The organism is Pseudogemmobacter humi, assembly GCF_900609055.1.
Classification (GTDB): Bacteria; Pseudomonadota; Alphaproteobacteria; order Rhodobacterales; family Rhodobacteraceae; genus Pseudogemmobacter; species Pseudogemmobacter humi.
In genome coordinates this window covers 25,300-51,389 of the sequence record NZ_UXAW01000066.1, presented here as the reverse complement: position 1 = coordinate 51,389, position 26,090 = coordinate 25,300, and the positions used below count along the sequence as shown (strand labels likewise).

22 protein-coding genes, 1 tRNA gene and 1 pseudogene are annotated in these 26,090 nt (G+C 68.4%); 18 read left to right on the top strand and 6 right to left on the bottom strand.

Translation table 11 applies throughout. The annotated features are described in order from the left end of the window. The first annotated feature begins 66 nt into the window (after positions 1–66). The 6 genes from XINFAN_RS10285 (at position 67) to XINFAN_RS10265 (ending at position 4,359) form a co-directional block, all read left to right on the top strand. Positions 67–1,029 carry an aspartate carbamoyltransferase catalytic subunit gene (locus XINFAN_RS10285; RefSeq protein ID WP_124086529.1) on the top strand — a complete coding sequence of 321 codons (963 nt, stop codon included), beginning with the start codon at positions 67–69 and terminating at the stop codon, positions 1,027–1,029. Positions 1,030–1,231: 202 nt separating this feature from the next. Further along, positions 1,232–1,606 carry a hypothetical protein gene (locus XINFAN_RS21575; protein WP_148087144.1) on the top strand — a complete coding sequence of 125 codons (375 nt, stop codon included), beginning with the start codon at positions 1,232–1,234 and terminating at the stop codon, positions 1,604–1,606. Continuing rightward, entirely contained in the window at positions 1,603–1,725 is a 123-nt protein-coding gene (locus XINFAN_RS22400; protein ID WP_267898352.1) for a hypothetical protein, read from the top strand. The genes XINFAN_RS21575 and XINFAN_RS22400 overlap by 4 nt, the downstream gene beginning before the upstream one ends. Positions 1,726–1,951: 226 nt before the next feature. Then, the gene (gene pyrC, locus XINFAN_RS10275) at positions 1,952–3,229 is read left to right on the top strand and encodes a dihydroorotase (RefSeq protein ID WP_124086526.1); all 1,278 of its coding nucleotides are present in this window, start codon (positions 1,952–1,954) and stop codon (positions 3,227–3,229) included. A 1-nt stretch (position 3,230) separates the two neighbouring features. Continuing rightward, the gene (gene plsY, locus XINFAN_RS10270; RefSeq protein WP_124086524.1) at positions 3,231–3,845 is read left to right on the top strand and encodes a glycerol-3-phosphate 1-O-acyltransferase PlsY; all 615 of its coding nucleotides are present in this window, start codon (positions 3,231–3,233) and stop codon (positions 3,843–3,845) included. 7 nt (positions 3,846–3,852) lie between these two features. Further along, positions 3,853–4,359, top strand: coding sequence for an NYN domain-containing protein (locus tag XINFAN_RS10265; protein ID WP_124086521.1), 507 nt, complete (start codon positions 3,853–3,855; stop codon positions 4,357–4,359). Positions 4,360–5,245: 886 nt separating this feature from the next. Here XINFAN_RS10265 and XINFAN_RS10260 read toward each other — a convergent pair. Further along, positions 5,246–5,322, bottom strand: a tRNA-Arg gene (locus XINFAN_RS10260). A 56-nt stretch (positions 5,323–5,378) separates the two neighbouring features. Beyond that, positions 5,379–7,388: pseudogene (locus XINFAN_RS10255) on the bottom strand (M3 family metallopeptidase). Positions 7,389–7,540: 152 nt separating this feature from the next. Here XINFAN_RS10255 and XINFAN_RS10250 point away from each other — a divergent pair. Then, the gene (locus XINFAN_RS10250) at positions 7,541–8,521 is read left to right on the top strand and encodes a type I glyceraldehyde-3-phosphate dehydrogenase (RefSeq protein WP_354002131.1); all 981 of its coding nucleotides are present in this window, start codon (positions 7,541–7,543) and stop codon (positions 8,519–8,521) included. On the opposite strand, the gene XINFAN_RS10245 is transcribed toward XINFAN_RS10250, so the two are convergent. Beyond that, the gene (locus XINFAN_RS10245) at positions 8,522–10,051 is read right to left on the bottom strand and encodes a hypothetical protein (protein ID WP_124086519.1); all 1,530 of its coding nucleotides are present in this window, start codon (positions 10,049–10,051) and stop codon (positions 8,522–8,524) included. It abuts the gene before it with no gap. Between the two features lie 235 nt (positions 10,052–10,286). After that, entirely contained in the window at positions 10,287–11,210 is a 924-nt protein-coding gene (locus XINFAN_RS10240) for a DMT family transporter (RefSeq protein WP_124086516.1), read from the bottom strand. A gap of 118 nt (positions 11,211–11,328) precedes the next feature. Here XINFAN_RS10240 and ade point away from each other — a divergent pair, with 118 nt between their 5' ends. From ade to XINFAN_RS10205, 7 genes are all read left to right on the top strand, one after another. After that, entirely contained in the window at positions 11,329–13,026 is a 1,698-nt protein-coding gene (gene ade / locus XINFAN_RS10235) for an adenine deaminase (protein ID WP_124086513.1), read from the top strand. Continuing rightward, the gene (gene arsC / locus XINFAN_RS10230; RefSeq protein ID WP_124086510.1) at positions 13,023–13,427 is read left to right on the top strand and encodes an arsenate reductase (glutaredoxin); all 405 of its coding nucleotides are present in this window, start codon (positions 13,023–13,025) and stop codon (positions 13,425–13,427) included. Before ade ends, arsC begins: the two co-directional genes overlap by 4 nt. After that, entirely contained in the window at positions 13,424–14,065 is a 642-nt protein-coding gene (locus XINFAN_RS10225) for a GDSL-type esterase/lipase family protein (protein ID WP_124086507.1), read from the top strand. The genes arsC and XINFAN_RS10225 overlap by 4 nt, the downstream gene beginning before the upstream one ends. 34 nt (positions 14,066–14,099) lie before the next feature. Beyond that, positions 14,100–14,816, top strand: coding sequence for a sirohydrochlorin chelatase (locus XINFAN_RS10220; protein ID WP_233352186.1), 717 nt, complete (start codon positions 14,100–14,102; stop codon positions 14,814–14,816). A 28-nt stretch (positions 14,817–14,844) separates the two neighbouring features. Then, positions 14,845–16,008 (top strand): alpha-hydroxy acid oxidase, encoded by a 1,164-nt coding sequence (locus XINFAN_RS10215; RefSeq protein WP_124086501.1) that lies wholly within the window; start codon positions 14,845–14,847, stop codon positions 16,006–16,008. 64 nt (positions 16,009–16,072) lie between these two features. Next, positions 16,073–17,455, top strand: a complete 1,383-nt coding sequence (locus XINFAN_RS10210) for an aspartate aminotransferase family protein (protein ID WP_124086497.1) — start codon at positions 16,073–16,075, stop codon at positions 17,453–17,455. A 1-nt stretch (position 17,456) separates the two neighbouring features. Beyond that, positions 17,457–18,845 carry a glutamine synthetase family protein gene (locus XINFAN_RS10205; protein ID WP_124086494.1) on the top strand — a complete coding sequence of 463 codons (1,389 nt, stop codon included), beginning with the start codon at positions 17,457–17,459 and terminating at the stop codon, positions 18,843–18,845. 345 nt (positions 18,846–19,190) lie between these two features. Here XINFAN_RS10205 and trpA read toward each other — a convergent pair whose 3' ends face one another. Further along, positions 19,191–19,982: a tryptophan synthase subunit alpha gene (gene trpA / locus XINFAN_RS10200; protein ID WP_124086492.1), complete on the bottom strand. Its 792-nt coding sequence runs from the start codon at positions 19,980–19,982 to the stop codon at positions 19,191–19,193. Between the two features lie 202 nt (positions 19,983–20,184). On the opposite strand from trpA, the gene XINFAN_RS10195 reads away from it, so the two are divergent. Next, complete coding sequence (locus XINFAN_RS10195) at positions 20,185–21,765, top strand: sulfatase-like hydrolase/transferase (RefSeq protein ID WP_124086490.1); 1,581 nt, start codon at positions 20,185–20,187, stop codon at positions 21,763–21,765. 64 nt (positions 21,766–21,829) lie between these two features. Beyond that, positions 21,830–22,927 carry a redox-regulated ATPase YchF gene (gene ychF, locus XINFAN_RS10190; protein WP_124086488.1) on the top strand — a complete coding sequence of 366 codons (1,098 nt, stop codon included), beginning with the start codon at positions 21,830–21,832 and terminating at the stop codon, positions 22,925–22,927. Between the two features lie 523 nt (positions 22,928–23,450). Here ychF and XINFAN_RS10185 read toward each other — a convergent pair. Next, the gene (locus XINFAN_RS10185; RefSeq protein ID WP_160144587.1) at positions 23,451–24,344 is read right to left on the bottom strand and encodes a LysR substrate-binding domain-containing protein; all 894 of its coding nucleotides are present in this window, start codon (positions 24,342–24,344) and stop codon (positions 23,451–23,453) included. A gap of 157 nt (positions 24,345–24,501) precedes the next feature. On the opposite strand from XINFAN_RS10185, the gene XINFAN_RS10180 reads away from it, so the two are divergent. Together XINFAN_RS10180 and XINFAN_RS10175 are read left to right on the top strand one after the other, a co-directional pair. Beyond that, on the top strand, positions 24,502–25,668 hold the full coding sequence (locus XINFAN_RS10180; RefSeq protein ID WP_124086484.1) for an acetyl-CoA acetyltransferase: 1,167 nt from the start codon (positions 24,502–24,504) through the stop codon (positions 25,666–25,668). Positions 25,669–25,680: 12 nt separating this feature from the next. Then, positions 25,681–26,058 carry a Zn-ribbon domain-containing OB-fold protein gene (locus XINFAN_RS10175; protein ID WP_124086483.1) on the top strand — a complete coding sequence of 126 codons (378 nt, stop codon included), beginning with the start codon at positions 25,681–25,683 and terminating at the stop codon, positions 26,056–26,058. Positions 26,059–26,090 lie beyond the last annotated feature (32 nt).

The following is a 26,090-nucleotide window of genomic DNA, read 5'->3' as shown; positions in this document are numbered from 1 at the left end:
GGCGCCCGCTTGCCCCGCCCCCCGCCCTTTGCCATAAGCGGGGAACATCCGAAGGGGATCACGCCCATGGCCTTCCGCGCCCGCCATCTTCTGGGGATCGAGCAGCTCTCGGCGCTTGAGATCACCACCATCCTCGATCTCGCCGACCGCTATGTCGATCTCAACCGCCGCACCGTCAAGCAATCCGACGCGCTGGCCGGGATGACCCAGATCAACATGTTCTTCGAGAACTCGACCCGCACCCAGTCGAGCTTCGAGATCGCCGGCAAACGCCTCGGCGCCGATGTGATGAACATGAATATGGCCACGTCGAGCGTGAAAAAGGGCGAGACGCTGATCGACACCGCGATGACGCTGAACGCGATGCACCCGGATCTCCTGGTGGTGCGGCACGGCGCCTCGGGGGCGGTCAATCTGCTGGCGCAGAAGGTGGATTGCGCGGTGCTGAACGCCGGCGACGGGCGGCACGAGCACCCGACCCAGGCTTTGCTCGATGCGCTGACCATCCGGCGCTCGAAAGGCCGGATCGAGCGGCTGACCGTGGCGATCTGCGGCGATGTGGCCCACAGCCGGGTGGCGCGCTCGAACCTGATCCTTCTGGGCAAGATGGGCAACAATCTGCGGCTGATCGGGCCGCCGACGCTGATGCCCCCGGGCTTCGCCGAGCTTGGCGCCGGGATCTACGGCGACATGCGTGAGGGGCTGAAGGATGCGGATGTGGTGATGATGCTGCGGCTGCAAAAGGAACGGATGGACGGCGGTTTCGTGCCCTCGATGCGGGAATATTACCACCGCTACGGGCTGGACGCGGAAAAGCTGGCCTTCGCGAAGCCCGACGCCATCGTGATGCACCCCGGCCCGATGAACCGCGGCGTCGAGATCGACGGCGAGATCGCCGACGACATCAACCGCTCGGTGATCCAGGACCAGGTCGAGATGGGCGTCGCGGTGCGCATGGCCTGCATGGACCTGCTCGCGCGCAACCTGCGGGCCGAGCGCGGCCGCAGGCTGATGGACAGCTATGTCTGAGGCGGGCTCCGCAAAACCCGCATCCGGAATGCGCACGCCGGGACAGAGCGCCGCGCAAAGCACCGGGCAAGGCCTGGCGCGGCACGGCGGTCCTGGGCCGGAGGGATCAGAGGCTCCGCCCGTCTGGCAGGCCCGTATATCGCCCCTGGCCGGCTGGCTGACCGCGTTCCTTCTTGCCCTGATCTTCGTGCCCGGATCTGTCTTGGCGCTTCCGCAGATGATCAGACGTATCGTCACCGGCGAACTGCCCGACGGTATCGCGGCGAGTTTCATCCTCATCGCCCTCGTATCCTTCGGGGCCGTGATGGGCCTTATGCTGCTGTTCCTGCTGCTGGTCATTCCCTTTGGCGGCATCGCGATAGAATACCGGCTGACCGAAAACGCGCTGATCATCGAGGGTCGGTTGCTGGCGCACAGACAGCGCCGGATCATTCCGCTTGACGGTCTGCGGGTGCATCGGTCCGGCCAGGCGCGGCTGACAGTTCGCAGCCCGGACGGCACATGGATCATATTCGTCTTCGGCGGCAAGAACCGGCAGGCGCTGCGTGCCGCCTTGCCGGAAGGAGCCTTCCTGTGACCACCCCCGATCCGAACCGCAAACCGACAAAATCCGAGACGCGCCAGGGTGGCATGGTCGCAACCGCCGTGCTGGTCTTCCTTATCCTGTTCACCGTTGGGTTCGTGCTGATGGGCTGACCCTCCCGGCGTGGCGCCCCCGGGCTTCGGACGGATGCCTCCGGCGGGGGTATTTAAGTCAAGGTGAAAGGGCTTTTCATCCTGATACAAATACCCCCGCGCGGCGCGCCATTCCGCGAGGCCCGCCTCGCGGAATCCTCTTCCTCCGCACCCGCAATCCAGTGGACAGAAGGCCGCGCGCGCCCTACACCCGGGCAGGCGCTTTCCTGCCCGGCTATGGATCCCCATGACCCTCGTTCACTTCACCAATGCCCGCCTGATCGACCCCGAAACCCTGACCGACGCCCCGGGCAGCCTGACCGTCGGGAACGGCGTGATCCGCGAGACCGCGAAGAAGCCGCCCAAAGGCGCCGTGGTGGTCGATTGCGGCGGCAAATGCCTTGCGCCCGGGATCGTGGACTGGGGCGTCAAGATCGGCGAGCCGGGCGAGCGCCACCGCGAGAGCTTCCGCTCCGCGGGCCTTGCCGCGGCGGCCGGGGGCGTCACCACGCTGATCGCCCGGCCCGACACGCTGCCCGCCATCGACACGCCCGAGACGCTGGAATTCGTCACCCGCCGCGCCGCCGAATCCGCGCCGGTCCGCATCCGCCATATGGCCGCGCTGACCAAGGGCCGCGAGGGGCGCGAGATGACCGAGATCGGCTTTCTGCTCGACGCGGGCGCGCTGGCCTTCACCGATGTCTTCGCCGTCACCACCGACACGCGGGCCTTGTCGCGGGCGCTGACCTATGCCCGCTCGCTCGGCGCGCTGGTGGTGGGGCACCCGCAGGAGCCGGTCCTCTCAAAAGGCGGCGCGGCGACCAGCGGTAAATTCGCCGCCTTCCGCGGCATCCCGGCGGTCTCTCCGATCGCCGAGCGGATGGGGCTGGAGCGCGACCTCGCGCTGGTCGAGATGACCGGCGCGCGCTGGCATGCCGATCAGATCACCACCGCCCATGCGCTCCCGGCGCTCGCCCGGGCCAAAGCGGCGGGGCTGGATGTCACCGCGGGCACCTCGATCCATCATCTGACGCTGAACGAGCTGGATCTGGGCGACTACCGCACCTTCTTCAAACTGACCCCGCCCTTGCGCGCCGAAGACGACCGCCAGGCGATGATCGCCGCGCTCGCCGACGGGCTGATCGACGTGATCTCCAGCTTCCACACCCCGGCCGACGAGGAATCGAAGCGCCTGCCCTATGAGGAAGCCGCCCCCGGCGCCGTGGGGCTGGAGACGCTGCTGCCCGCCGCGATGCGGCTTTACCACGGCGGCCATCTGAGCCTGCCGCAACTGTTCCGCGCCCTGGCGCTGAACCCGGCGAACCGGCTCTCCCTTTCCCAGGGGCGGCTTTCCGAAGGGGCGCCCGCCGATCTGGTGCTGTTCGACCCGGATGCCCCCTTCCTGATGAACCGTTTCGCGCTGCGCTCGAAATCGAAGAACACCCCGTTCGACGGCGCAAGGATGGAGGGGCGGGTGCTCGCCACCTGGGTCGGCGGGCGCGAAGTCTTCCGGGCGGAGGCCTGAGATGCCGGAACTGATCACGCCCGCGAACACGCTGATCCTTACCGCTTTGCTGGCCTATCTGCTCGGCTCGGTGCCCTTCGGGGTGGTGATCACCAAGGGCATGGGCCTTGGCGATCTGCGCCGGATCGGATCGGGGAATATCGGCGCGACCAATGTGCTGCGCACCGGCAGCAAGGGGGCGGCGCTGGCGACGCTGATCCTCGATGGCGCCAAGGGCGCGGTGGCGGTGCTGCTGGCGCGCTGGCTGGTGGGCGCGCCCGACGCGATGCAGCTGGCGGGGCTTGCGGCCTTCATCGGCCATCTGTTCCCGGTCTGGCTGAAGTTCAAAGGCGGCAAGGGGGTGGCGACCTTTCTCGGCACGCTGATCGCCCTGTCCTGGCCGGTGGGGCTGGCGGCCTGCGCGACCTGGCTTGCGGCGGCGCTCGTCATCCGTATCTCCTCGGCCGCGGCGCTGGTCGCGGCGGCCACCGTGCCGGCCTGGCTCCTGGTCTTCGACAGCGGGCGGATGCTGTTTCTGGTCCTGCTCCTGACGCTGCTGATCTACATCCGCCACTGGGCCAATCTGGTGCGGATCCGCGCCGGGACCGAGCCGAAGATCGGCGCGAAGAAGGGCTGAGTCTCCGATGACCGGACTGCCCGCCGCCCTGATGATCGCGCTGGCCGTCCTGGCGCTGGCGGCGCTCGTCTTCGCCCTCTGGCCGCGACAGCGCCGGCCGCTGGCGGTGCTGGACGGCTCGAACGTCATGCACTGGAAGGACGGCAAGCCCAGACTCGAGACCCTTGCCGAGGTGCTGCGGCATGTCGAGGCAAGGGGTTATGACGCGGGCATCATCTTCGACGCCAATGCCGGCCATCTGCTGGCGGGCCGCTACATGCACGACCATCATTTCCGCAAGGCGCTGAACCTGCGCGGCGACCGGGTGATGGTGGTGCCGAAGGGCCAGCAGGCGGATCCGTTCCTTTTGCGCTATGCCAGCGCGAACCGCGCGGTGATCGTCAGCAACGACCGCTTCCGCGACCGGATCGCCGATCATCCCGACCTTGCGCAGCCCGGGCGGATCATCCGCGGCGGCTGGCGCGACGGCGCACTGTGGCTGGACCTGCCGCAAAACGCCCAGGGGAGGCGATAACCGGACACGACGCGCCCGGCCCCGGCGTCGGCTGCCTCCGGCGGGGATATTTAAGGGCAGAAAATGACCCTACGCGGGATCGCCCTATTTGAAGCGCAACCCATTGTGTCGCAATAAGATACTGGTCGATTTTATCCCCGACCTCCTGTCGGTCGCGCTCCGCGTCGAGAGCTGCGACCGGAGCGGCTGGTGGCGATCCATGCGATGACTTGGCCAGCCAGCCGATCAGGTCGTCCACCGAACTTCCGGGCGAGCGCACAGGCGCCCCGCTCGGGGCTGCAATGCCTGCGCCGGTCATCAGCACCAGACCCGGCTCCATCTGCGCCGCCTCGGGCGCGGCGGCCAGTCCACAGGTGACCAGCCGCCCGCGATGCCGCGCGCGAGGATAATCACCGCCGGCATCCTGATGCGCGATCGGCGCCGCGAGCGTCTGAGCATCGCTCTGGGCCAGAGAGCCAGCCTTCCCTGATGCCCTGGTTGATCCAGGTGAACATTTTCTCTGTGATCTGCTGACCGGTGACCTGGCCTTCGCTATGCCAGCTCTGCCCCCTGGAGATGCCTTCAGCCGGGGCTGCTGAGGATGCGCCACTGCCGCCGCGCCCCGGATCGCGTTAACCGCAGCGAAGGCGGACGCGCCGATGCTCGCAGATGCCGCCATCTTGCCAAACCAGCCGGGGGGCGGGCGTGCCAGAACCCGGACCTGCACCCGCCTGGTGTTGAGAAGCGCCTCAACGGCGCCGCAAACCCAATGTCACCTGCAGCACCTGCGCTCGATTCTTACCGGACCATCTGCGCAAAGCGGCGGGCTCGCTGGAGACCGGGGGAGTGGGATTGGTTCACCGAACCAGAGGGAAAACCCGCGAAACACCGTAAGTCATTGAAAAAATGGTGATCCCGACAGGACTCGAACCTGTAACCTGCCCCTTAGGAGGGGGCTGCTCTATCCAGTTGAGCCACGGGACCGTCGCCTTCTCAATGCACAAAACCGGCGGGGATGGCAACCTCCCCTGCGCACGGCGTTACGCGGGCTCCATGAGGCCCCGGCCCTTCAGCAGCGCCTCCACCCCCGGCATGGCGCCGCGGAATTTGCGGTAAAGCACTTCCGCATCCTCCGAGCCCCCCGCCGAGAGGATGAAGCGTTCCAGCCGCTCCGCCGTCTCCGGGTCGAACGCATCGCCGGTTTCCTCGAAGGCGGCGAAGGCGTCGGCGTCCATCACCTCGGACCACATGTAGCTGTAATAGCCCGAGGAATAGCCGTCCCCGGAGAACACATGCGCGAAATGCGGCGTGGCGTGGCGCATGCGGATGGCCTGAGGCAGGCCGAGCGCCGCCAGCACCTCCTGCTGCTTCTGCATCGGATCCTGGGGGGCGGGGCCCGAGTGGAACTCCAGATCCACCATGGCCGAGGCGATGAACTCGACCGTGGCGAAGCCCTGGTCCCAGGTCGCCGCCGCCAGCAGCCGCTCGCGCAGGTCTGCGGGCATCGGCGCGCCGGTCTCATAGTGACGGGCGTGGCGCTCCAGCACTTCAGGCACCTCAAGCCAGTGCTCGTAAAGCTGGCTCGGCAGTTCAACGAAATCGCGCGCGACCGAGGTGCCCGAGATGAAGCCATAGGTCACATCGGACAGCATCTGATGCAGCGCATGGCCGAATTCGTGGAACAGGGTGCGGGCGTCGTCGTAAGACAGAAGGCACGGCTCGCCTTTGGCGAAGTTGCAGACATTGACCACCACCGGGCGGGTGTCGCCGCCGTGTTTCCTCTGGCTGCGGATCGCCGAACACCAGGCGCCCGAGCGTTTCGAGCCGCGGGCGAAATAATCGCCGAGGAACACGGCGATATGGCGGCCCTGGCGGGTGACCTCCCATCCGCGCACATCCGCATGGTAGAACGGGCCGTCGATCTCGCGGAATTCCAGCCCGAACAGCCGGCCCGCGCAGTCGAACATCGCGCCCAGCATGGCGTTTAGCGACAGGTAGGGTTTCAGCGCCGCCTCGTCGAGGTCATGCTCGGCGCGGCGCCGCTTCTCGGAATAGTAGCGCCAGTCCCAGGGTTCCAGCGGGCCGGGGATGCCGTCCGCGTGCAGCATCGCCTCCAGCACCGCGCCGTCCGTCAGCGCCTTGCGCTTCGCGGGCTCCCAGACCCGCATGAGCAGGTCGCGCACCGCTTCGGGCGTTTTCGCCATCTCGGGTTCCAGCTTGAAATGGGCGAAATCGGGGTAGCCGAGCAGCTTCGCCCGCTCTTCGCGCAAGGCCAGCGTCTCGGCGGCGATGGCGCGGTTGTCAGTCGCGCCGCCGTTCGCGCCGCGGGCGGTCTAGGCCTCGTAAGCCTTCTGACGCAGCGCGCGGCGGGGCGAGAATTGCAGGAACGGCACGATCAGCGACCGGCTGAGCGTGACCACCGGCCCGAGCCCGCGCTCGGCCCCGGCGGCGCGGGCGGCCGAGGTGACGAAATCCGGCAATCCTTCCAGATCGGCCTCGGCCAGTTCCATAAACCAGTCGCGCTCATCGGCCAGCAGGTTCTGGCTGAATGTCGTCCCGAGGCTCGCCAGCCGCGATTTCACAACTGTGAGCCGCTCCGCCGCCGCGCCCTCAAGCTGGGCGCCTGCGCGCAGGAACATGCGACGGTAAAGCTCCAGCACGCGCAGTTGTTCGGGGTTCAGACCCGCGCTCTCGCGGGCCTGCCAGAGCGTTTCGATCTTCGCGAACAACGGCTTGTTGTTGGTGATCTCGCTGGAAAATTCGCTCATCTTCGGGGCGAGATCGCGCATCAGCGCCTCGCGCGTCGGGTTGGAATCGGCGCCGGAGAGGTTGTAGAACACCCCCGCCACCTGATCGAGTTCACGCTCGGCCAGTTCCAGCGCGCCGATCACCGCGTCGAAATCCGCGCCGTCGCCGGTGGCGATCTCATGGATGCGGGCGCGGGCGAGGCGCAGCGCCTCGTCGAAAGCGGGGGCGAAATCCTCGTCGCGGATGCGCGCGAAGGGCGGCAGGCCGAAGGGTGTGTCCCAGGGTTCCAGCAAGACGTTCATTCGGTGGCTCTCCTTCGATCCGCCAGCCGACCATAGGGGCAGGCGAGGCAGGCGCAAGGCCGCCCCCGGATTTGATCAAATTTTATGACATGGATTGTCAGCGCCGCGCCCCCATGGTCAGACTGCGCACAAAACAGGGAGCGCGGCGCGCAATGCGGGTTTTCATCAATGGATTCGGCCGGATCGGGCGCTCGGTGCTGCGGGCCTGGCTGGCCTCGCCAGAGCGCTGGCCGGGGCTGGAGATCGCCGGAATCAACGACATCGCCGATGCCGGGATGTGCGCCTATCTGCTGGAATATGATTCCGTCTTTGGCCCGCTGAAGGGCGGCGTCGCGCTGGACGGCGGGCGGCTGGTGCTGGCCGGTCATGCGATCCCGCTGCACCGCACGCCCGACATCACCACGCTGGATCTGAACGGCGTCGATCTGGTGATGGAATGCACCGGCATGGGCGGCAACCGCAGCGTGGCCGAGCGCGGGATCCAGGCCGGCGCGCGCCGGGTGCTGATCTCCGGCCCCTCGGACAGCGCCGATTACACCGTGGTTCTGGGCGCGAACGAGGCCGGGCTGAACGGGCAGTCGGTGGTCTCCAACGCATCCTGCACGACGAATGCGCTGGCGCCGCTGGCGCGGCTGATCGACGACGCCTGGGGGATCGTCACCGGCTCGATGACCACGGTGCATTGCTACACCGGCAGCCAGCCCACGGTGGATGCGCCCGCCGCGGATTACGCCCGCTCGCGCGCGGCGGCCTTGTCGATGGTGCCCACCACCACCAGCGCCTCGCGGCTGGTGGACCGGGTGCTGCCGCAGATCGCCGGGCGGATGCAGGGCTCGGCGGTGCGGGTGCCGACGGCAAGCGTCTCCTGCGTCGATCTTTGCGTGACCACGCGCGAGAGCGTGACGGTGGAAGAGGTCAATGCCGCCTTCCGCGCGGCGGCGGGCGGCGTGATCGGCGCGACCGACCGGCCGCTGGTGTCAAGCGATCTGCGCGCGCGCCCCGAGTCGATCGTCATGGCCTGCCCCGAGACCCGGCGCACCCCTCAGGGCCTTTTGCGGGTGTTCGGCTGGTATGACAACGAATGGGGCTTTTCCAACCGGATGCTGGACGTGGCGCGGCTAATGTGCGGCTGATCACTCCGCCTCAGGCAGCGCGCGGCGCGGCAGCAGCCCGTCGAGGAGGAAGCCAAGGCCCAGAGCTGCCAGCCAGAGCCAGGCCGCGGGGTTTTCCGGTCCGGGCCAGAACGGCCCCTGCCCCAGCGGGATCAGCGCGGGTCGGATCCCCGTGACCACCAGCAGGGCCGCCAGCGCGTAAGGCACCGCCAGCAACGGCCAGCGCGGGTCGCGGATCACCGGCGCCCCGGCCTCGGGCTCGGGGTGCGCGGCGGCAAGGCGCAGGGCGTTCAGCCCCGCCGCCACGCTCAGCGCGAGCCCGAGCGCGATCCCCGCGCCGCTCAGCCAGCGCATCGGGGCCTGGGGAAAGCCGGACGCGACCTCAAGCGCGCCCAACAGCGCGTGATACCCCGCAAGCGGCGTGATCGCGGCCAGCGACAGAGCCGCGATCAGGGCGGCAAGCGCGGTCCAGGGCATCCGGTTGATCAGCCCGCCGGGAAGGATCAGCGAGCCCCTTCCGGTCTCGCGCCGGATCAGCCCCGCGGTCAGATGCAGCACCAGCGAGGCAGGGATCAGCGCCGCCACGACCGGCACCACCGCCTCTCCGGCCGCAAGCCCGGTCAGCAGGAAGATCAGCCCGATCTGCGCACCGGTCAGCGCCGCCGCAACCCCCGCAAGCCCATGACGCCGCCGGGCCGAGATTGCGCCAGCAAGCCACGAGACAAGGCCGAACCCCACCAGAACCGGGGTCCAGAGCAGGCCTTCGGCCAGCGCGGGCGCAAGGCGCAACAGCAGGCAGGCCACCGCCAGCGGCAGCGCCAGCAGGACGAAACCGGCGGCCGGCGCGGGGGCGGGCAAAGCGCGGGTCTGACCGATGCGGAACGGCACCAGCCCGGCGGCGGCGATGGCTCCGCCAAGGATCAGCGCGACGGCGATACCCCCACCGCCCGCCGCCGCGATCTCCTTGCCGCGATGCGCGATCATGGTGATCCCGGAACTGCCGGCCAGCCCGCCCAGTTGCGCAAGGCCGAAGGTGAAGGCCGCGCCGCCCGCCAGCGTGATCGCCAGCCCCGGGCCCGCCGCGCCCCAGCCCGCCCGAACATCGCCCGCCCGCGCGATCATGAGCGCCGCCAGCAGGGCCGCCAGCGCCCAGCAGACCCCCGCCAGCGCCACGGTATCGGCGAGGATCAGCCCGCTCACCGCCCCGGTCATCAGCAGCAGCACGGAGAGGAACCGCGCCTGAACCGGCCCGCGCTCGAACACCAGCCGCGATTGCACCGCGGCGGCCAGCGCACCGACCAGCAGCGCCAGCAGGAAGACGAAGCCCGCAGCCTCCAGTCGCAGGCTGAACGACAGGCCGCCGGGCAACGGGGTCTGGCTGCGCACCGCCTCGCCCGCCAGCACCGCGGGCAGATGCAGCGCAAGACCCGCAAGACAGGCGATCAGCGCCGCCGCCGCCAGCAGAAGCGTCGCCCCGCGCCCCGCCCGCCGCGCGGGCCATATCAGCAGCGGCGCAAGGAAGGGGGTCAGGACCAGAAGCGCAGGGGACATCGGGGCTTACCTCTCATGGCGCGCGCGGTTACGCTCTGGGATAATGGGGAAATTCCGCGCCCGCGCAACCGGATCCGGCAGGGCGGGCGCCTGCCCCCGGTCCCGGGCGCCATCTCGCGACGATGCGCCGCAGCCGCCCTCGGCGCCACAAAGGGCGCCTTCCGGCCCCGGCGGGCTGCCCCTCTCGCGCCGGTGGGTGCTGGAGCCAAATTCCTTTCTGCAAGGAATTTGACCCTCAGCCCTGCGGCGTCATCGCCTTGCGCTGGCGCGCGCGCTCCAGCCCGAGGCGCCGCTCGCGCCAGATGATCATGATCCCGGCAAGGATGATCAGCGCCGCCCCCCCGAGCATGGTCCAGGTCGGCACCTCCGAGAACACGAACCAGCCGATCAGCAGCGCGAAGATCATCGAGGCATAGTCGAACGGCGCGACCAGCGAGGCATCGGCCTCGCGATAGGCCGAGGTCAGCAGGATCTGCGCGATCCCGCCCAGAATCCCGGCGCCGACCAGCAGCGCGGCCTCTTCCATCGTCGGACGCACCCAGCCGAAGGGGATGGTGAACAGCGAGAGCACCGTCGCGGTGAGCGAGAACCAGAAGACGATGGTCGCCGTGCGCTCGGTCTGCACCAGCTTGCGCACGAAGACCTGGGCCAGCGCGGCAAAGACCGCGCCGCCCAGCACCAGCGCCGCGCCGAAGGCCCCCGCGTGGTCTCCGGCGCCGGCCTGCAACACCGACAGCCGCGGCGCGATCACGATGAGAACGCCGACGAGGCCGATCATCACCATGCTGACGCGAAACAGCCGCACCTGCTCGCCCAGAAACATCGCGGCGAAGATCACCGTCAGAAGGGGCGCGGTATAGCCGATCGCCGTCACCTCGGGAAACGGCAGATATGCCAGCCCCGCAAAGCCCAGCCCCATCGCCAGCGTGCCCGCGAATCCGCGCCAGGCATGGCCGAGCGGGTCTTTCGTGTAGAATCCGGTGCGCAACTCATGGCGCAGGGCCAGCCAGACCACGATCACCGGAATCGCGAAGAACGAGCGGAAAAACACCGCCTGGCCGCCGGGCACATGGTCCGAGGTCGCCTTGATCATCGCCGACATCACGATGAACACAAGGACCGATCCCAGTTTGTAACCGATACCGCGCAAGGGGCGCATGGGCTCTCCTGTCGTTCCCCCTTTCAGATCACGCCGGGGCGGATGGGGCAAGACCTGCGGGGAATGGCACTGGACGCCCGCGCGGTTTCGCGGTTTCCTCGGGCGAAAGGGGAAGCCGATGCAACGATCTTTGTCCGATATGATCCGCCAGGGCCGGGGCGTCGCGCCCGCCGATCTGGTGTTGAAGGGCGGGCGTGTGTTCGACCTCGTGACCGGCGATCTGACCGCGACCGATGTGGCGATCTGCGGCGACACCATCGTCGGCATCCAGGCGGAATATCAGGGCGCGCGCGAGATCGACGTGTCCGGCCGGATCCTGGTGCCGGGTTTCATCGACACCCATCTGCATGTGGAAAGCTCGCTGGTGACGCCGTTTGAGTTCGACCGCTGCGTCGGGCCAAGGGGCGTCACCACCGCGATCTGCGACCCGCATGAGATCGCCAATGTCTGCGGGCTGGAAGGGATCCGCTGGTTCCTCGACTGCGCCGGGCATCTGTTGATGGATCTGCGGGTGCAGCTTTCCTCCTGCGTGCCCTCGACCCATATGGAGACCGCGGGCGCCCGGCTGGAGGCGGCGGATCTGGTGCCGCTGATGGATCACCCCAAGGTCATCGGCCTTGCGGAATTCATGAATTTCCCCGGGGTGCTGATGGAGGATCCCGGCTGTCTCGCCAAGCTCGACGCCTTCCGCGGCCGCCATATCGACGGCCATGCGCCCTTGCTGTCGGGGCGCGATCTGAACGGCTATCTCGCCGCCGGGATCCGCACCGAACATGAGGCGACCTCGGCCGCCGAGGCGATGGAGAAGTTGCGCAAGGGGATGCGGGTGCTGATCCGCGAGGGCTCGGTCTCGAAAGACCTGCATGCGCTGGCAGAGATCCTGACCGAGCGGCATTCGCCTTACCTCTGTTTCTGCACCGACGACCGCAATCCGCTGGATATCGCGGAACATGGCCATCTCGATCATATGATCCGTACCGCCATCGCGCTCGGCTCATCGCCGCTGGCGGTCTACCGCGCGGCCAGCCTGTCGGCGGCCGAGGCCTTCGGGCTGAAGGATCGCGGGCTGATCGCGCCGGGAAAGCGCGCCGATATCGCGGTGATCGACAGCCTGGAAAGCTGCCGGGCGCAAAGGGTGTTCGCGGGGGGCGTGGAGCTGACGCCCGATGCCTTCGCCGCGCGCGAGGTGCTGGCTCCGGTCGCGCGGGCCTCGGTCAGGGCGCCGCAGGTGACGGCGCGCGATTTCCGCACCGCCGGGAACCGGGCCGAAACGCCGGTGATCGGCATCCTGCCCGGCAAGATCATCACCGAACATCTGACTTATGACATTGCACCCGAGGACGGCGACAAGCGCCCGGATCTGTCGCGCGATCTGGTCAAGATCGCGGTGATCGAGCGCCACGGCAAGAACGGCAACCGCGCCACCGGCTTCGTGAAGGGCTTCGGGCTGAAGCACGGCGCCATCGCCTCGACCGTCTGCCATGATCACCACAATATCGCGGTGGTCGGGGCGGATTACGCTGACATGGCGCTGGCGGCGAACCGGCTGTCGCAGATCGAGGGCGGTTTCGTGGTGGCCGAAGGCGGGCGGGTGCTGGCGGAGCTGCCGCTGCCGGTGGCGGGGCTGATGAGCCTTGAGCCGTTCGAGCGGGTGCGCGAGGATCTGGTCGCCCTGCGGGCCGCCGCGCGGGGCCTGGGGGTCACGCTGGAAGAGCCGTTCCTGCAACTGGCGTTTCTGGCGCTGCCGGTGATTCCGCATCTGAAGATCACCGATCATGGCCTTGTGGATGTCGACAAATTCGAGGTGATCGGATGAGCGCGCGCATTTACCACAACCCGGGCTGCGGCACCTCGCGCAATGTGCTGGCGGTGTTGCGGGCGGCCGGGCCGGTCGAGGTGGTGGACTATCTGAAAGCCGGCTGGAGCGCGGATCAGTTGCGCGCGCTGTTCGCGGCTGCGGGCGTCACGCCGCGCCAGGCTTTGCGGGTGAAGGGCACTCCGGCGGCCGAGCTTGTGCTGACCGATCCCGCCGTTTCTGACGAGGCGATCCTTGCCGCGATGGTCGCGCATCCGGTGCTGGTCGAGCGGCCTTTTGTGACCACGCCGAAGGGGGCGCGGCTCTGCCGCCCCTCGGGGCGGGTGCTGGAGCTGTTGGAGACCCCTCCGCCGGGCGTGACGGTGAAAGCCGACGGCAGCGCCGTCCTGGAGGCGCCATGACCCGGACCCTGCTCTGCTACGGCGATTCCAACACCCATGGCACCATGCCGGTGCATCAGATCGGCGCGCGCGGGCGCTATGCGCATCGCCACCGCTGGACCTCGCTGCTGGCGCAGGAACTGCCGGGCTGGGAGGTGATCCCTGAGGGCCATCCGGGCCGCACCACGCTCCACGACGATCCGGTCGAGGGGCCGCACCGCAACGGGCTGAGCATACTGCCCGCGATTCTGGAAAGCCATCGGCCGGTGGATCTGGTGCTGCTGATGCTGGGGACCAACGATCTGAAGGCGCGGTTCAGCGTGACGCCCACCGACATCGCGCTGTCGCTGGAGCGTCTCGTGCGGGTGATCCGCGCAAGCGGTGCCGGGCCGATGGGCGGCGCGCCCGGCGTGCTGCTGGCTGCGCCGCCGCCGATCCGGGAACTGGGCTGCCTCGGCCCGGTGTTCGAGGGCGGGGAGGCGAAATCGCAGCGCCTCGGCCAGGAGATCGCGGCGGTGGCGGCGCGGGGCGGCCTGCCCTTCGTCGATCTGGCCGGGCTGGTCGCGGTCTCGGAAGTGGACGGGATCCATTACGAGGAAAGCGCCGCGCCGGTCCTTGCCCGCGCTTTCGCGGATGCGGTCCGGGCCTGGGCCGGCTGAGGGCGGTGCCGGGCGGATGGCGGAGAATGGGTATTTGGATCAGGGTGAAAGGGCGAAGTCTGCGCTGATCCTGGCGCATGGTCAGCCCTCGGACCCCGATCCGGCGGCGCGCGAGCTGGAGGCGCTGGCGGCGCTTGTGGCGGCACATCTGCCGGGCTGGGATCTGCGGGCGGCGACGCTGGCGCAGCCCGGGGCGCTGTCGCGTGTGGGCGGCGATATGGCGCCGGGGCTGGTGTTTCCGGTGTTCATGGCGGCGGGCTGGTTCACCCGGGTGGCGGTGCCCGCGCGGATGGCCGAGGCCGGGCTGGAGGGCTGGCGGATGCTGGAGCCGATGGGCTGCGCCGGTCCGGTGCAGGATCTGGCGGTGCGGATCGTGCGCGAAAGCGGCGCGGATCAGGTGCTGGTCGCCGCGCATGGCTCGGGCGGCCGTTCGCCCGCGCCGGCGGCGGTGGCCCGGGGTGTGGCCGAGCGGATCGGGCGCGAGGCGGGTGTCGCCCGCGCCGAGGCCGCCTTCATCGAACAGGCGCCCTGGCTGAACCAGGTCTCCGGCTGGGACGCGGGCGCGGTCTGCCTGCCGTTCTTCGCCATGTCCGGCGGCCATGTCACCCATGATCTGCCCGAAGCCTTGCGCGAGGCCGGTTTCCCCGGCCGCATCCTGCCCGCGCTCGGGCTGCACCCGGAGATCCCGGCGCTGATCGCCGGGCTGATCCGCGAAGGCGCGGGTCTTGCCGCGACCCCGCCCGGGCGCTAAGCCTTCGGGAAAGCCCGGAGGCCGCGCCATGCCCGTCATCACCTGTATCGAGGATCTGCGGCAGCTGCACCGCGCCCGCGCGCCGCGGATGTTCTGGGATTACTGCGAAAGCGGCAGCTATTCCGAGCAGACCTTCCGCGACAACAGCGCGGATTTCGCGCAGATCCGCCTGCGCCAGCGGGTGGCGCGCGATCTGTCGGAGCGGGTGCTGGAGACGCAGATGCTGGGGCAGAAGGTGGCGATGCCGGTCGCGCTGTCTCCGGTCGGCTCCACGGGCATGCAATCGGCCGATGGCGAAATCAAGGCGGCGCGGGCGGCGGCGCGCTTTGGCGTTCCGTTCACGCTTTCCACCATGTCGATCTGCTCGCTGGAGGATGTGCACGAGGCCAGCCCCGATCCGTTCTGGTTCCAGCTTTACGTGATGCGCGACGAGGGTTTCACCGATGCGGTGATCGAGCGGGCGCGGGCGGTGGGCTGTTCGGCGCTGGTGGTCACGCTGGATTTGCAGATCATCGGCCAGCGTCACAAGGATCTGAAGAACGGCCTCTCCTCGCCGCCGCGGCTGACTTTGCCGAACATCCTGAACATGATGACAAAGCCGCGCTGGTGCCGCGGGATGCTGGGGACGAAGCGGCGCACCTTCCGCAACATCATCGGCCATGTGAAGGGGGTGGGCGATCTCGCCTCGCTGAACGCCTGGACCAATGAGCAGTTCGAGCCGCGGCTCGACTGGTCGATGGTCGCGCGGATCCGCGACAAATGGGGCGGGAAATTCGTGCTGAAAGGCATTCTCGATCCTGACGACGCGCGGATGGCGGTGGATGCGGGAGCCGATGCGATCGTGGTCTCGAACCACGGCGGGCGGCAGCTTGACGGGGCTTTGTCCACCATCCGCGCGCTGCCGGGGATCGTGGAGGCGGTCGGCGGGCAGACGGAAATCTGGCTCGATTCCGGCATCCGCTCGGGCCAGGACGTGCTGAAGGCGCTGGCGCTCGGGGCGAGTGGCACGATGATCGGCCGGGCCTGGCTTTACGGCCTCGGGGCCATGGGCGAGGCCGGGGTGTCGAAGGCGCTGGACGTGATCCGGAACGAGATCGACATCACCATGGCGCTGTGCGGCGAGCGCGACATCCGCGATTTCGGGCCGCAGAACGTGCTGGTGCCGAAGGATTTCGCGGGCGACTGGCGGTAACGCGCCTCGGCTCTTGATTTTTGATCAAATTATGCGCGATATGCCCGTGACAGGGAGTGCCGCCATGCCGGAGAGTGCCACCATCGCGGGGGTCCGCGCCGATCTTCTGGAACGCTTCGCCGCGCGCGAGGCGGAGCGGTTTGCCGAGGCCAATCCGAAATCCGCCGCGGCGATGGGCGGGATGGCGCGCGACTGGCTGGCCGGCGTGCCGATGCACTGGATGAGCGACTGGCCGATGCCGCATCTGGCGGTGATCGAACGCGCGAGCGGCGCGGTGATCCGCGACATCGACGGCCATGAGATCGACGATTTCTGTCTGGGCGACACCGGCTCGATGTTCGGCCATTCGCCCGCCCCGGTCGCCCGCGCGATCCGCGACCAGGCGCGCCGCGGGCTGACCTATATGCTGCCCTCGGACGCGGCGGCGGAAGCCGGGCGGCTGTTGTCGGAACGCTTCGGCCGGATGCGCTGGCAGATCGCCACCACCGCGACCGACGCCAACCGTTTCGCGATCCGCGTGGCGCGGGCGGTGACCGGGCGCCCGAAGATCCTCGTGTTCAGCGGTTGCTACCACGGCACGGTGGACGATGTGATGGTCGAACTGGTGAACGGCCGCACGCAGACCCGCGCGGGCCTTTTGGGCCAGGTCGCGGATCTGGCGCAGGGCGCGGTGGCCTGCGAGTTCAACGATCTGGCGGGCGTCGAGGCGGCGCTGGCGGCGGGCGATGTGGCCGCGATCCTGACCGAGCCGGTGATGACCAACTCCTGTATGGTGCTGCCCGCGCCGGGCTTCCATGACGGGCTGCGGCGGCTCGCCAGCCAATACGGCGCGCTTTTGATGATCGACGAGACCCATACGATTTCCTCGGGTCTGGGCGGCTACACCGGCGTGCATGGGCTGAAGCCCGATATGTTCGTGGTCGGCAAATGCGTGGCGGGCGGGATGCCGACGGCGGCCTGGGGGATGACCGAAGCGGTCGCGCAGCGCTACGCCGGGGCGAATGCCGCGCGCCCCCCGGGCCATTCCGGCATGGGCACCACGCTTTCGGCCAATCCGATGCAATTCGCCTGCCTCGTCGCCAATCTGTCCGGAGTGATGACGCCCGCGGCCTATGCGAAGATGGAAAAGGGCGCGGCGCGTCTGGCGGTTGGCCTTGCCCGCGCCATCGCGCGGGCGGGCGCGCCCTGGCATGTGGCGCGGGTCGGCGCCCGGGTCGAATTCATCTGCGCGCCAGAGCCGCTGAGAAACGGCACCGAGGCCGGGATGGCGCATCACCCGCGCGTCGAGGCCGCGGTTCATGTGGCCCTCCTGAACCGGGGCAGCCTGATTGCGCCGTTCCACAACATGATGCTGGTCAGCCCGGTCACGCGCCGCGCGCAGATCGACCGGCTGGTGGCGAATTTCACCGGGGTGCTCGCCGACCTCTTCCCGCCTGAAAGGGCCTGACATGACCGATTGCAGCCCCTCGGGCTCGACCATCGCCGAGGCCGAAGCCTTTCTCGCGGCGCATCCTGAGATAGAAGCCTTCGACATCATCCTGCACGATGCCAACGGCATCGGGCGCGGCAAGATCATCCGCCGCCACGAATTGCTGAGCTTCTACAAATCCGGCCGCCATCTGCCGATCTCGATCCTCGGCCTCGACATCTGCGGCGAGGATGTGCACGAGACCGGGCTGATCTGGGATCAGGGCGACGGCGATCTGCGCGCCTGGCCGATCCCGGGCACTCTGGTGCCTTTGCACGGCACCCATCCGCCGCGCGGCGAGGTGTTCATGTCGATGTATACGCTCGACGGCGCGCCGATGACCTCGGACCCGCGCCATGCTCTGGCCGCCCAGGTTGAGGCGCTGGCCGCCGGGGGGCTGCGCCCGGCGGGCGCGTTCGAGCTGGAGTTCTTCCTCCTCGACAACGAGCGCGACCAGTATGGCAGGATGCAGCCCGCGCGCGACGTGCTCGACGGCCGCAAGAGCCACAAGACCGAGGTCTATTCGGTCGATCACCTGCACGGGATGCTGCCCTTGTTCTCGGACATTTACGCGGGGGCGAAGGCGGCGGGGATCAGTGCCGAGACGATGATCTCGGAATACGCCCCCGGCCAGTATGAGCTGACGCTGCATTACCGCGAGGACGTACTGAGCGCCGCCGACGATCTGGTGCGGCTGAAACGGATCGTGCGGGCGCAGGCGCGGGCGCATGGGGTGACGGCCTGTTTCATGGCGAAACCCAATGAGGATTACGCCGGATCCGGGATGCATTTCCACGTCTCGATGCAGGACGAGGCCGGGCGCAACGTCTTCATGGAAGAGCGCGAGGGCGAGTGGTCCGAGACCATCCTCCACGCTTTGGGGGGGCTGCGCGAGACCATGGCGGAATCCATGCTGGTCTTCGCCCCCCACGCCAATTCCTGGCGCCGCTTCGCCTCGCAGAGCTACGCGCCGGTCTCGCCGAGCTGGGGGGTGAACAACCGCTCGGTGGCCCTGCGGATCCCCGCGGGCGACATCCGCGCGCGGCGGATCGAGCACCGCCCCTCGGGCGTGGACGCCAACCCCTACCTGGTGGCGGCAACCGTGCTGGCGGGCATCCGCCACGGGCTGAAGAACCGCATCGACCCGGGGCCGGAAACCACCGGAAACGGCTATGAGGACGGCGGCGACAGCGACATCCCGCCCGACTGGCGCTCGGCCATCGAAGCCGCGAAAGGCTCGGCCTTCCTGCGGGACGCGCTCGGGGCCGACATGCACCGCACCTTCACCGCGATCAAAGCGGCGGAATATGCCCGGGTGATGCGCAGGGTGTCCGAGGTCGATTTCGACCTCTATCTGCATACGGTGTGACTGGCGGAGAGGGCGCAAGAGAGGGGGCCAGCCCCCTCGGCCTGCGGCCTCACCCCCGGGGTATTTAAATCAGGGTGAAAGCCATAAGGGCTTTTCCCCGGGCAAGCCGGAGCAACGGGTTTCGCGGCAGCGAATCCGAGTCCGCGCTTACGGAAAAGCCCCCAGGGTCGCAGGGGGAAGTTCAGGCGCGCGCCTGCGGTCTTTTAACCGCAAAGGGAAAAGCCATTTCATCCTGACTTAAATACCCCCGCCGGAGGCATCGGACGCAAACCCGGGGCGCCACGGCCGGCAGGAGGCAGGTATTCGGCCAGCTTCCGCGCGCAGCATCTCCGCGGGGCGCGGCCCTCAGGCCGAATGCGCGCCGCCCGCGAGCGCCGCGACCTGGGCGAGGATCTCCGCGACCGGCCTGCCTTCGCCCACGCTCTTCACGATGGCCGAGCCGACAACGCAGCCATCCGCCACCCTGGCGATGGTCTTCGCGCTTTCGGGCGTGGTGATGCCGAAGCCGACGATCACCGGCAGGTCGGTCGCCGCCTTGATCCGGGCGACCTCGGGGCCGACATTGACCGCCTCGGCGCTGGCGGCGCCGGTGATCCCGGTGATCGAGACGTAATAGACGAAGCCCGAGGTGTTTTGCAGCACCTTCGGCAGGCGCCGCGCGTCGGTGGTGGGTGTCGCGAGACGGATGAAGTTCAGCCCGGCCTTCTGCGCCGGGATGCAGAGCTCGCTGTCCTCCTCGGGCGGCAGATCGACCACGATCAGCCCGTCGATCCCGGCCTCTTTCGCTTCCGCCAGGAAGTGGTCCACCCCGCGCGAATAAATCGGGTTGTAATAGCCCATCAGCACGATCGGCGTCTTATGGTCGCCCTCGCGGAAGCGGCGCGCCATGTCCAGCACCTTCGTCAGCGTCATGCCGGCTTCCAGCGCGCGCTGGCCCGCGGCCTGGATCGTCGGTCCGTCGGCCATCGGATCGGTGAAGGGCATCCCGAGTTCGATGACATCCACCCCGGCGCCGGGGAGGCCCCGCATCAGCGCGAGCGAGGTTTCCGCATCCGGGTCTCCGCCCATGATATAGGCGACGAAGGCTTTCTTCCCTTCGGCCTTCAGCCGCGCGAAAGTATCGTCGATCCGTGTCATGTGCTTCCTCTTGCGCCCCTAGCCTGCCGCACGGTTTGCCGAAGCCGCGGCGGAAAAGCAATGGCCTATGCCCCGATCAGGCCCCGATCCCGCCCCGGGCGGGTCACGAAGCCATGGCAGAGCAGGCGCGGACCCCTTCCCCGCCGCTGCCCCCGGCCCGATGCCGTGACGGCCCCGGCTTATTGCGAACAGATGTGCTGCGATGATTTCCGACAGACGAAAAGACCAGATCGCCCTTCTTCTGATCCTCTTGCCGATGGCCACCGCCGCGGCGGTGCTGATGCTGCCCTCTTACTGGATCGGCCAGATGATCTTTCTTCAGCCCGCGCCGATGGCGATCGGGGCCTGGCTTATCGGGCGGCGGGTGCTGCGCCGGCCCCGTGCGGGGTTCTGGCTCGCTTTGGCGGCGGCCCTGTTTCTTTTGCCTTTCGCCACGGTTTACCGGACCTTCGGCGAGGTCGACATGATCTCCTTCCTGTTCCACATGCAGGAAGGCATCACCGGGATCGGCCCGATGACGGTGATCGGCCAGATCGCCGAGGTCGCCGCATCACTTTTCTGCCTGCTGGCCGGGGGATGGGCGCTTTCGGCGCTGCCGGGGCTGCGCCGTCTGCCCGCCGCGCTCGGCGCGGCTTTCGTGCTGCTCAATCCGGCGGTGCTTTTCGCCGCCGCCGGGCTGCTCTCGCCCGCCGCCGGTCTGGATCTGACCACGCGCCTCGAATCCCCCCACTTCACGCCGACGGACGGACCGGCGCCGGACATCGTGCAGATCTTTCTCGAAGGCACTGACCGGCGCTTCCTCGCCCTTCCCGAGGCGCCGCAAAGCGCCCGCGCGCTGGCCGCGCTTGAGGCCCGGGCGCTCAGCCTGACCGGCATCCGTCAGGTCGCGGGAACCGGCTGGACCATCGCTGGCATGGTGGCCTCGCATTGCGGTGTGCCGCTTCTTCCGCGCGGCCTGGTCGATTTCTCGGTGGTCGAGACCACGGGCGGCAGGTTCATGCCCGGGGTGGACTGCCTCGGGGACGAGCTGTCGCGCCGCGGCTACCGGACCAGCTTTCTGATGGGCGCGAGCGACGCCTTTGCCGGGACGGCGGCCTTCTTCCGCACCCACGGCCATGAGAGCGTGCTGACCTACGAGTCGCTCGCGGATCATTTCACCGCGGCCGAGATCGCCCGCGCCCGCCTCGGTCCGATCCTTGCCGACGACGGGATCGTCTATGATCTGGCGCGGCAGAGGTTCGCGGCGGATATGCTCGATCCCACGCCTTTCGCGATGGTGATCGCGACCATCGGGCCGCATGGGGTGCCGAGTTACCTGTCCTCTGCCTGCGCCGCCTCGGGCCGGGCAGAGCATACCACCATCGCTCCGGCGTCCGAATGTCTCGCGGTGCTGACCGAAGAGCTGATCGGCGATCTTCAGGCGATGCACCGCGCCTCGGGGCGGCCGAACGGGCTGCGCATCATCGTCCAGTCCGACCACCTGAACCACGGACGCAGGGAACTGCCCAGGATGGCCGACCGGCAACGCAATCTCGTGCTGCTGATCGGCGGGCCCGGCGCGGGGGAGCAGATCGCAGCCCCCGGCAGCATGATGGATGTCTATCCGACGCTTCTCGCCTGGCTCGGCTTCGCGCCTTCCGATGTGCGCGCGGGGCTGGGACGTTCGCTTCTTACAGAAGACGCGGGCCCCTCGCTGGTGGCGGAATTCGGTCAGGACCGGCTCGACCGGCTGATCCGGCGCAATGTCGCGATGTTCGGCCGGCTGTGGGAGGGTTCGCACTGAGCTGGCTTCTTGCCACCTGGCCTTTCGCCCCCTAAGAGGGCCGGATCAGCGAATGGAGGGCGTCATGGGCTTCAGGATGGGGATTGTGGGTCTGCCGAACGTGGGGAAATCCACGCTCTTCAATGCGCTCACCCGGACGGCGGCGGCCCAGGCCGCGAATTTCCCCTTCTGCACCATCGAGCCCAACGTGGGCGAGGTGGCGGTGCCCGACGCGCGGCTGGACAAGCTGGCGGAAATCGCCGGATCGAAGCAGATCATTCCGACGCGGATGACCTTCGTCGATATCGCGGGCCTCGTGCGGGGCGCCTCGAAGGGCGAAGGGCTGGGGAACCAGTTCCTCGCGAACATCCGCGAATGCGACGCCATCGCCCATGTGCTCCGCTGTTTCGAGGATGACGACATCACCCATGTCGAAGGCAAGATCGACCCGGTGGCCGATGCCGAGACCATCGAGACCGAGCTGATGCTCGCCGATCTCGAATCCATCGAGCGGCGGCGGGCGAATCTCGCGCGCAAGCTGAAGGGCGGCGACAAGGAAAGCGCCGATCAGGACCGGCTGCTCGCGCTGGCGCAAAAGGCGCTGGAGGCCGGTCAGCCCGCCCGCACCGTGCAGGTCGCGGCCGATGACCTCCGCGCCTGGCGGCTGTTGCAGCTTCTGACCGCGAAGCCGGTGCTCTATGTCTGCAATGTCGAGGAAGGCTCGGCCGCCGGGGGCAACGGCCAGTCGGCCCGGGTGGCGGAGATGGCGGCCAAACAGGGCGCGGGCACGGTGGTGATCTCGGCCCGGATCGAAGAGGAACTGGCGCAGCTGCCGCCCGAGGATGCCACGGTGTTCCTCGAAGAGATGGGGCTGCACGAGGCGGGGCTCGACCGGCTGATCCGCGCGGGCTACGAGCTTCTGGGCCTGCAAACCTATTTCACCGTCGGCCCCAAGGAAGCGCGGGCCTGGACGATCACCAAAGGCACGCTGGCGCCCCAGGCGGCGGGCGTGATCCACGGCGATTTCGAGAAGGGCTTCATCCGCGCCGAAACCGTGGCCTATGACGATTATGTCGCCGGCAAGGGCGAGGCGGGCGCGAAAGAGGCGGGCAAGTTCCGCGTCGAGGGCAAGGGCTACGAGGTCCAGGACGGCGACGTGCTGCATTTCCTGTTCAGCGGCTGACACGCGCCGGGCGAGGGTTCAGGCCCGGGGCTTTCGCCAGTTGTCGGCCCTGTGCGGCCTGCCTGACAGCGGCGGGGCCCGGCGCCGAAGACGGCCGGAATGCCATGGGTAATGCGGGAATTGCGCAGAGCCCGGGGATCGCGGGCTTTCGCGAAATGGCCCACACACAGGCCGGGATCGCCGCGGCACGGTTCACGCGGGGGCCGGCAAGACGCCCCGGAGCCATGGCTCAGCGGCAAGGCGAACGCTACCCGAAAGGGATATGACGAGCGCCCGCCAGAAAATCCTGCCATGGCCCGGATTTCCACCGCCGCGCGCCCTGCCCTGCCCTGCCCTGCCCTGCCCTGCCGCAGATCTCGCCGCAGATACCGGATGTCCAACCGGAAAAGGCCGGACCGTTCCGCCCGCACGGCGCAAAAGAAGCTCTGCCCGGCGCCGGGAGAGCCGGGGCCGTCCCCGCATCGCAGCGGCATGGGCAGGGCGCGGCCAGGCCGGCCCATGCCCGCGCATGTTCCGCCAGACCTCACTCGCCGGCAAAGACCGCGCGCAGCCAGTCCCGCAGCTTCTGCACTTCGGCCCGTTTCCAGGTCTGGTCCGACGCCAGCATGTAATAATCCCCGAGCCGCACATTGCTGGGCAGGACCTCGACGATCTCGCCTTGCTCCAGCGAGGGTCTGGCGATCAGCGTGCTGACGAGGGCGACGCCCTGGCCGAGCCGGGCCCCTTCGATCGAAAGGTTTCCCTGCCAGAGCTTGACGCCGCGCAGTTCGGGGATCTCGACCATGCCGGCCTTGGTCAGCCAGTCCTCCCACTGTCTGGAGGTCTTCTCATGGATCAGCGGCAGCCGGGTCAGATCGGACAGCGTCCTCACCCCGCCCGCCGACGCCAGCAGTTCGGGGCTGGCGACCGGGATGATCCGCGGGCTTGCAAAGATCTCGGCGCTCAGCCCCGGGATCGCCGGCACGGTCTCGCTGTAGGTCAGCTCGACATCGGCGCCGCCTTTCAGCATCTCTGCGCCCAGAAGCTGCGGCTGCAAGGTGAGGTTGCCGACCTGGATCGTCCTTTCGATCTCGGACAGCATCCCCAGGATCCGCCGCGTCGCCAGCCCGGGCATGCAGGAGATATGCAGGGCGCTTTCGGTCCCCCGTCTGAGCCCGCCCGAGGCCGATGCGATGATGCCGAACGCCCGGCGGATCTGTTCCGCGTAACGCTCGCCCTCGCGGGTCAGCACAAGGTTGCGGCCGCTTTTGCGCACCAGCTTTACCTTGAGAAAATATTCCAGATTCTGGATATGGCGCGACACCACCGTATGCGAGATCGAAAGCTCTTCGGCCGCCTCGCGCACGAGGCCATGGCGCGAATAGGTCTCAAAGGCCCGGAGCGAGATCAGCGGCGGAATGTTGCGCGGCTCGTTCATCTGGCTCTGGTTCCTTCTCTGGTGCAGCCGGGCGGCGCTGGCCGGACCGGCGGCCGGATTGGTGCATTTTATGCAACTTTTTGCCGCCGTCAAACTGCTTGTGGAAAGAGCCCTTCCTGCCGACCCTGCGGCAAGCGCAAGAACCAAAGAGGGCCAGATGCCGGGCATCCGAAACAAGGCGGCGATCGTCGGCCTGCATGAATCGCCGTTGCGCGATGCGCCGGGGATTCACCCGTTCCGCATCATGATGGACAGCATCCTTGCGGCGCTGGATGACGCGGGGCTCCACCTGAAGGATGTCGACGGGCTTTGCATCGCCTCGGGGGACTGGGCCGAGGGCGGCGCGGTCGAAAGCGTCACCGAATTCGCGGATTACGCGGGGATCACCCCCACCTGGTTCAACGGCACCGATGTGGGGGGATGTTCCTACCTGGTCCATGCCGGCCATGCCGCCGCGGCCATCGCCACCGGCATGGCCGAAGTCGTGGTGATCGCCTATGCCGCCTGCCCGCGCTGGTGGCCGCTGACCACGCCCTCTTTCGACCCTTTCGTCCTTCCGGCCGGGCCGGGCCAGTACGAGCTTCCCTATGATCCGACGCTGATTTCGGCCTATGCGCTGATGGCGCAGCGCCATATGGCGGATTACGGCACCACTCCCGCGCAGCTGGCCGAAATCGCCGTCACCTTCCGCCGCCATGCCGCCGAAAACCCGCAGGCGAAGATGCGCAGCCCGCTGAGCGTCGAAGATGTGCTCGGCTCGACGCTGATCGCCAGTCCGCTGCGGCGGCTGGACTGCTGCCTCGTCACCGACGGCGGCGGCGCCATCGTGATGACCAGCGCCGAACGCGCCCGGGATCTGCGCCGCAGGCCGGTGCTGCTTTCCGGCTTCGGCGCCGCCGTGCGGCGCACCCAGATCAGCCAGATCCCCGAGGATCTCTCGACGCCCGCGGTGATCTCGGGGCAGCGCGCCTTCGCCATGGCGGGGCTCGGCCCCGCGGATATCGATGTCGCGCAGCTTTACGACGCCTTCACCATCACGCCGCTTCTTGCGCTGGAGGACCTGGGGTTCTGCCCGCGCGGCGAGGGTGGGGCCTTCGTCTCGGACGGCAATCTCGGGATCGGCGGCGCCCTGCCCTGCAATACGGATGGCGGCGGCATGTCGTCGAACCATCCGGGCAAACGCGGCCTTCTGGCGCTGATCGAGGGCGCCCGCCAGTTGCGCGGCGACGGGCCGGGCGTGCAGGTCGAAGGCGCGCAGACGGCGCTGATCCACGGGCTGGGCGGCACGTTCTGCGCCTCGTCCACCGCGATCCTGACGGTCTGAGGAGACTCCGCGATGAAACCCGTTCCCGACAACGACAGCGCCCCGTTCTGGGAGGGGCTGAAACAGGGGCGGCTGCTGATTCAGCGCTGCCCCTCGACCGGCCGTTACCAATGGTATCCGCGCGGCCATTCCATCCATGATCCCTCTGCCACTCCCGAATGGGTCGAGGCGAAAGGCACCGGCGAGCTGTTCTCTTTCACCGTGATCCACCGCGGCAACACCAGACGGCCGCCCTACAACTGCGCGATGGTCCGGCTTGATGAAGGCGTGATCATGCTGTCCTCGCTGCGCGGAATCGACGAGGCCGATATGCGCATCGGCCTGAAGCTGCGGGTCGATTTCGAGCCCCTGGACGAAGAGACCGCTTTGCCGGTGTTCCGTCCCGTCTGATCCGGCATCCGCAATGGGCCCGCTGCCCGAAA

Excerpts from the sequence above, each read along its gene's own strand:
- XINFAN_RS10285 (WP_124086529.1), top strand. The coding sequence starts at position 67 with ATGGCCTTCCGCGCCCGCCATCTTCTGGGGATCGAGCAGCTCTCGGCG.
- pyrC (WP_124086526.1), top strand. The coding sequence starts at position 1,952 with ATGACCCTCGTTCACTTCACCAATGCCCGCCTGATCGACCCCGAAACC.
- plsY (WP_124086524.1), top strand. The coding sequence starts at position 3,231 with ATGCCGGAACTGATCACGCCCGCGAACACGCTGATCCTTACCGCTTTG.
- XINFAN_RS10265 (WP_124086521.1), top strand. The coding sequence starts at position 3,853 with ATGACCGGACTGCCCGCCGCCCTGATGATCGCGCTGGCCGTCCTGGCG.
- XINFAN_RS10250 (WP_354002131.1), top strand. The coding sequence starts at position 7,541 with ATGCGGGTTTTCATCAATGGATTCGGCCGGATCGGGCGCTCGGTGCTG.
- XINFAN_RS10245 (WP_124086519.1), bottom strand. The coding sequence starts at position 10,051 with ATGTCCCCTGCGCTTCTGGTCCTGACCCCCTTCCTTGCGCCGCTGCTG.
- XINFAN_RS10240 (WP_124086516.1), bottom strand. The coding sequence starts at position 11,210 with ATGCGCCCCTTGCGCGGTATCGGTTACAAACTGGGATCGGTCCTTGTG.
- ade (WP_124086513.1), top strand. The coding sequence starts at position 11,329 with ATGCAACGATCTTTGTCCGATATGATCCGCCAGGGCCGGGGCGTCGCG.
- arsC (WP_124086510.1), top strand. The coding sequence starts at position 13,023 with ATGAGCGCGCGCATTTACCACAACCCGGGCTGCGGCACCTCGCGCAAT.
- XINFAN_RS10225 (WP_124086507.1), top strand. The coding sequence starts at position 13,424 with ATGACCCGGACCCTGCTCTGCTACGGCGATTCCAACACCCATGGCACC.
- XINFAN_RS10215 (WP_124086501.1), top strand. The coding sequence starts at position 14,845 with ATGCCCGTCATCACCTGTATCGAGGATCTGCGGCAGCTGCACCGCGCC.
- XINFAN_RS10210 (WP_124086497.1), top strand. The coding sequence starts at position 16,073 with ATGCCGGAGAGTGCCACCATCGCGGGGGTCCGCGCCGATCTTCTGGAA.
- XINFAN_RS10205 (WP_124086494.1), top strand. The coding sequence starts at position 17,457 with ATGACCGATTGCAGCCCCTCGGGCTCGACCATCGCCGAGGCCGAAGCC.
- trpA (WP_124086492.1), bottom strand. The coding sequence starts at position 19,982 with ATGACACGGATCGACGATACTTTCGCGCGGCTGAAGGCCGAAGGGAAG.
- XINFAN_RS10195 (WP_124086490.1), top strand. The coding sequence starts at position 20,185 with ATGATTTCCGACAGACGAAAAGACCAGATCGCCCTTCTTCTGATCCTC.
- ychF (WP_124086488.1), top strand. The coding sequence starts at position 21,830 with ATGGGCTTCAGGATGGGGATTGTGGGTCTGCCGAACGTGGGGAAATCC.
- XINFAN_RS10185 (WP_160144587.1), bottom strand. The coding sequence starts at position 24,344 with ATGAACGAGCCGCGCAACATTCCGCCGCTGATCTCGCTCCGGGCCTTT.
- XINFAN_RS10180 (WP_124086484.1), top strand. The coding sequence starts at position 24,502 with ATGCCGGGCATCCGAAACAAGGCGGCGATCGTCGGCCTGCATGAATCG.
- XINFAN_RS10175 (WP_124086483.1), top strand. The coding sequence starts at position 25,681 with ATGAAACCCGTTCCCGACAACGACAGCGCCCCGTTCTGGGAGGGGCTG.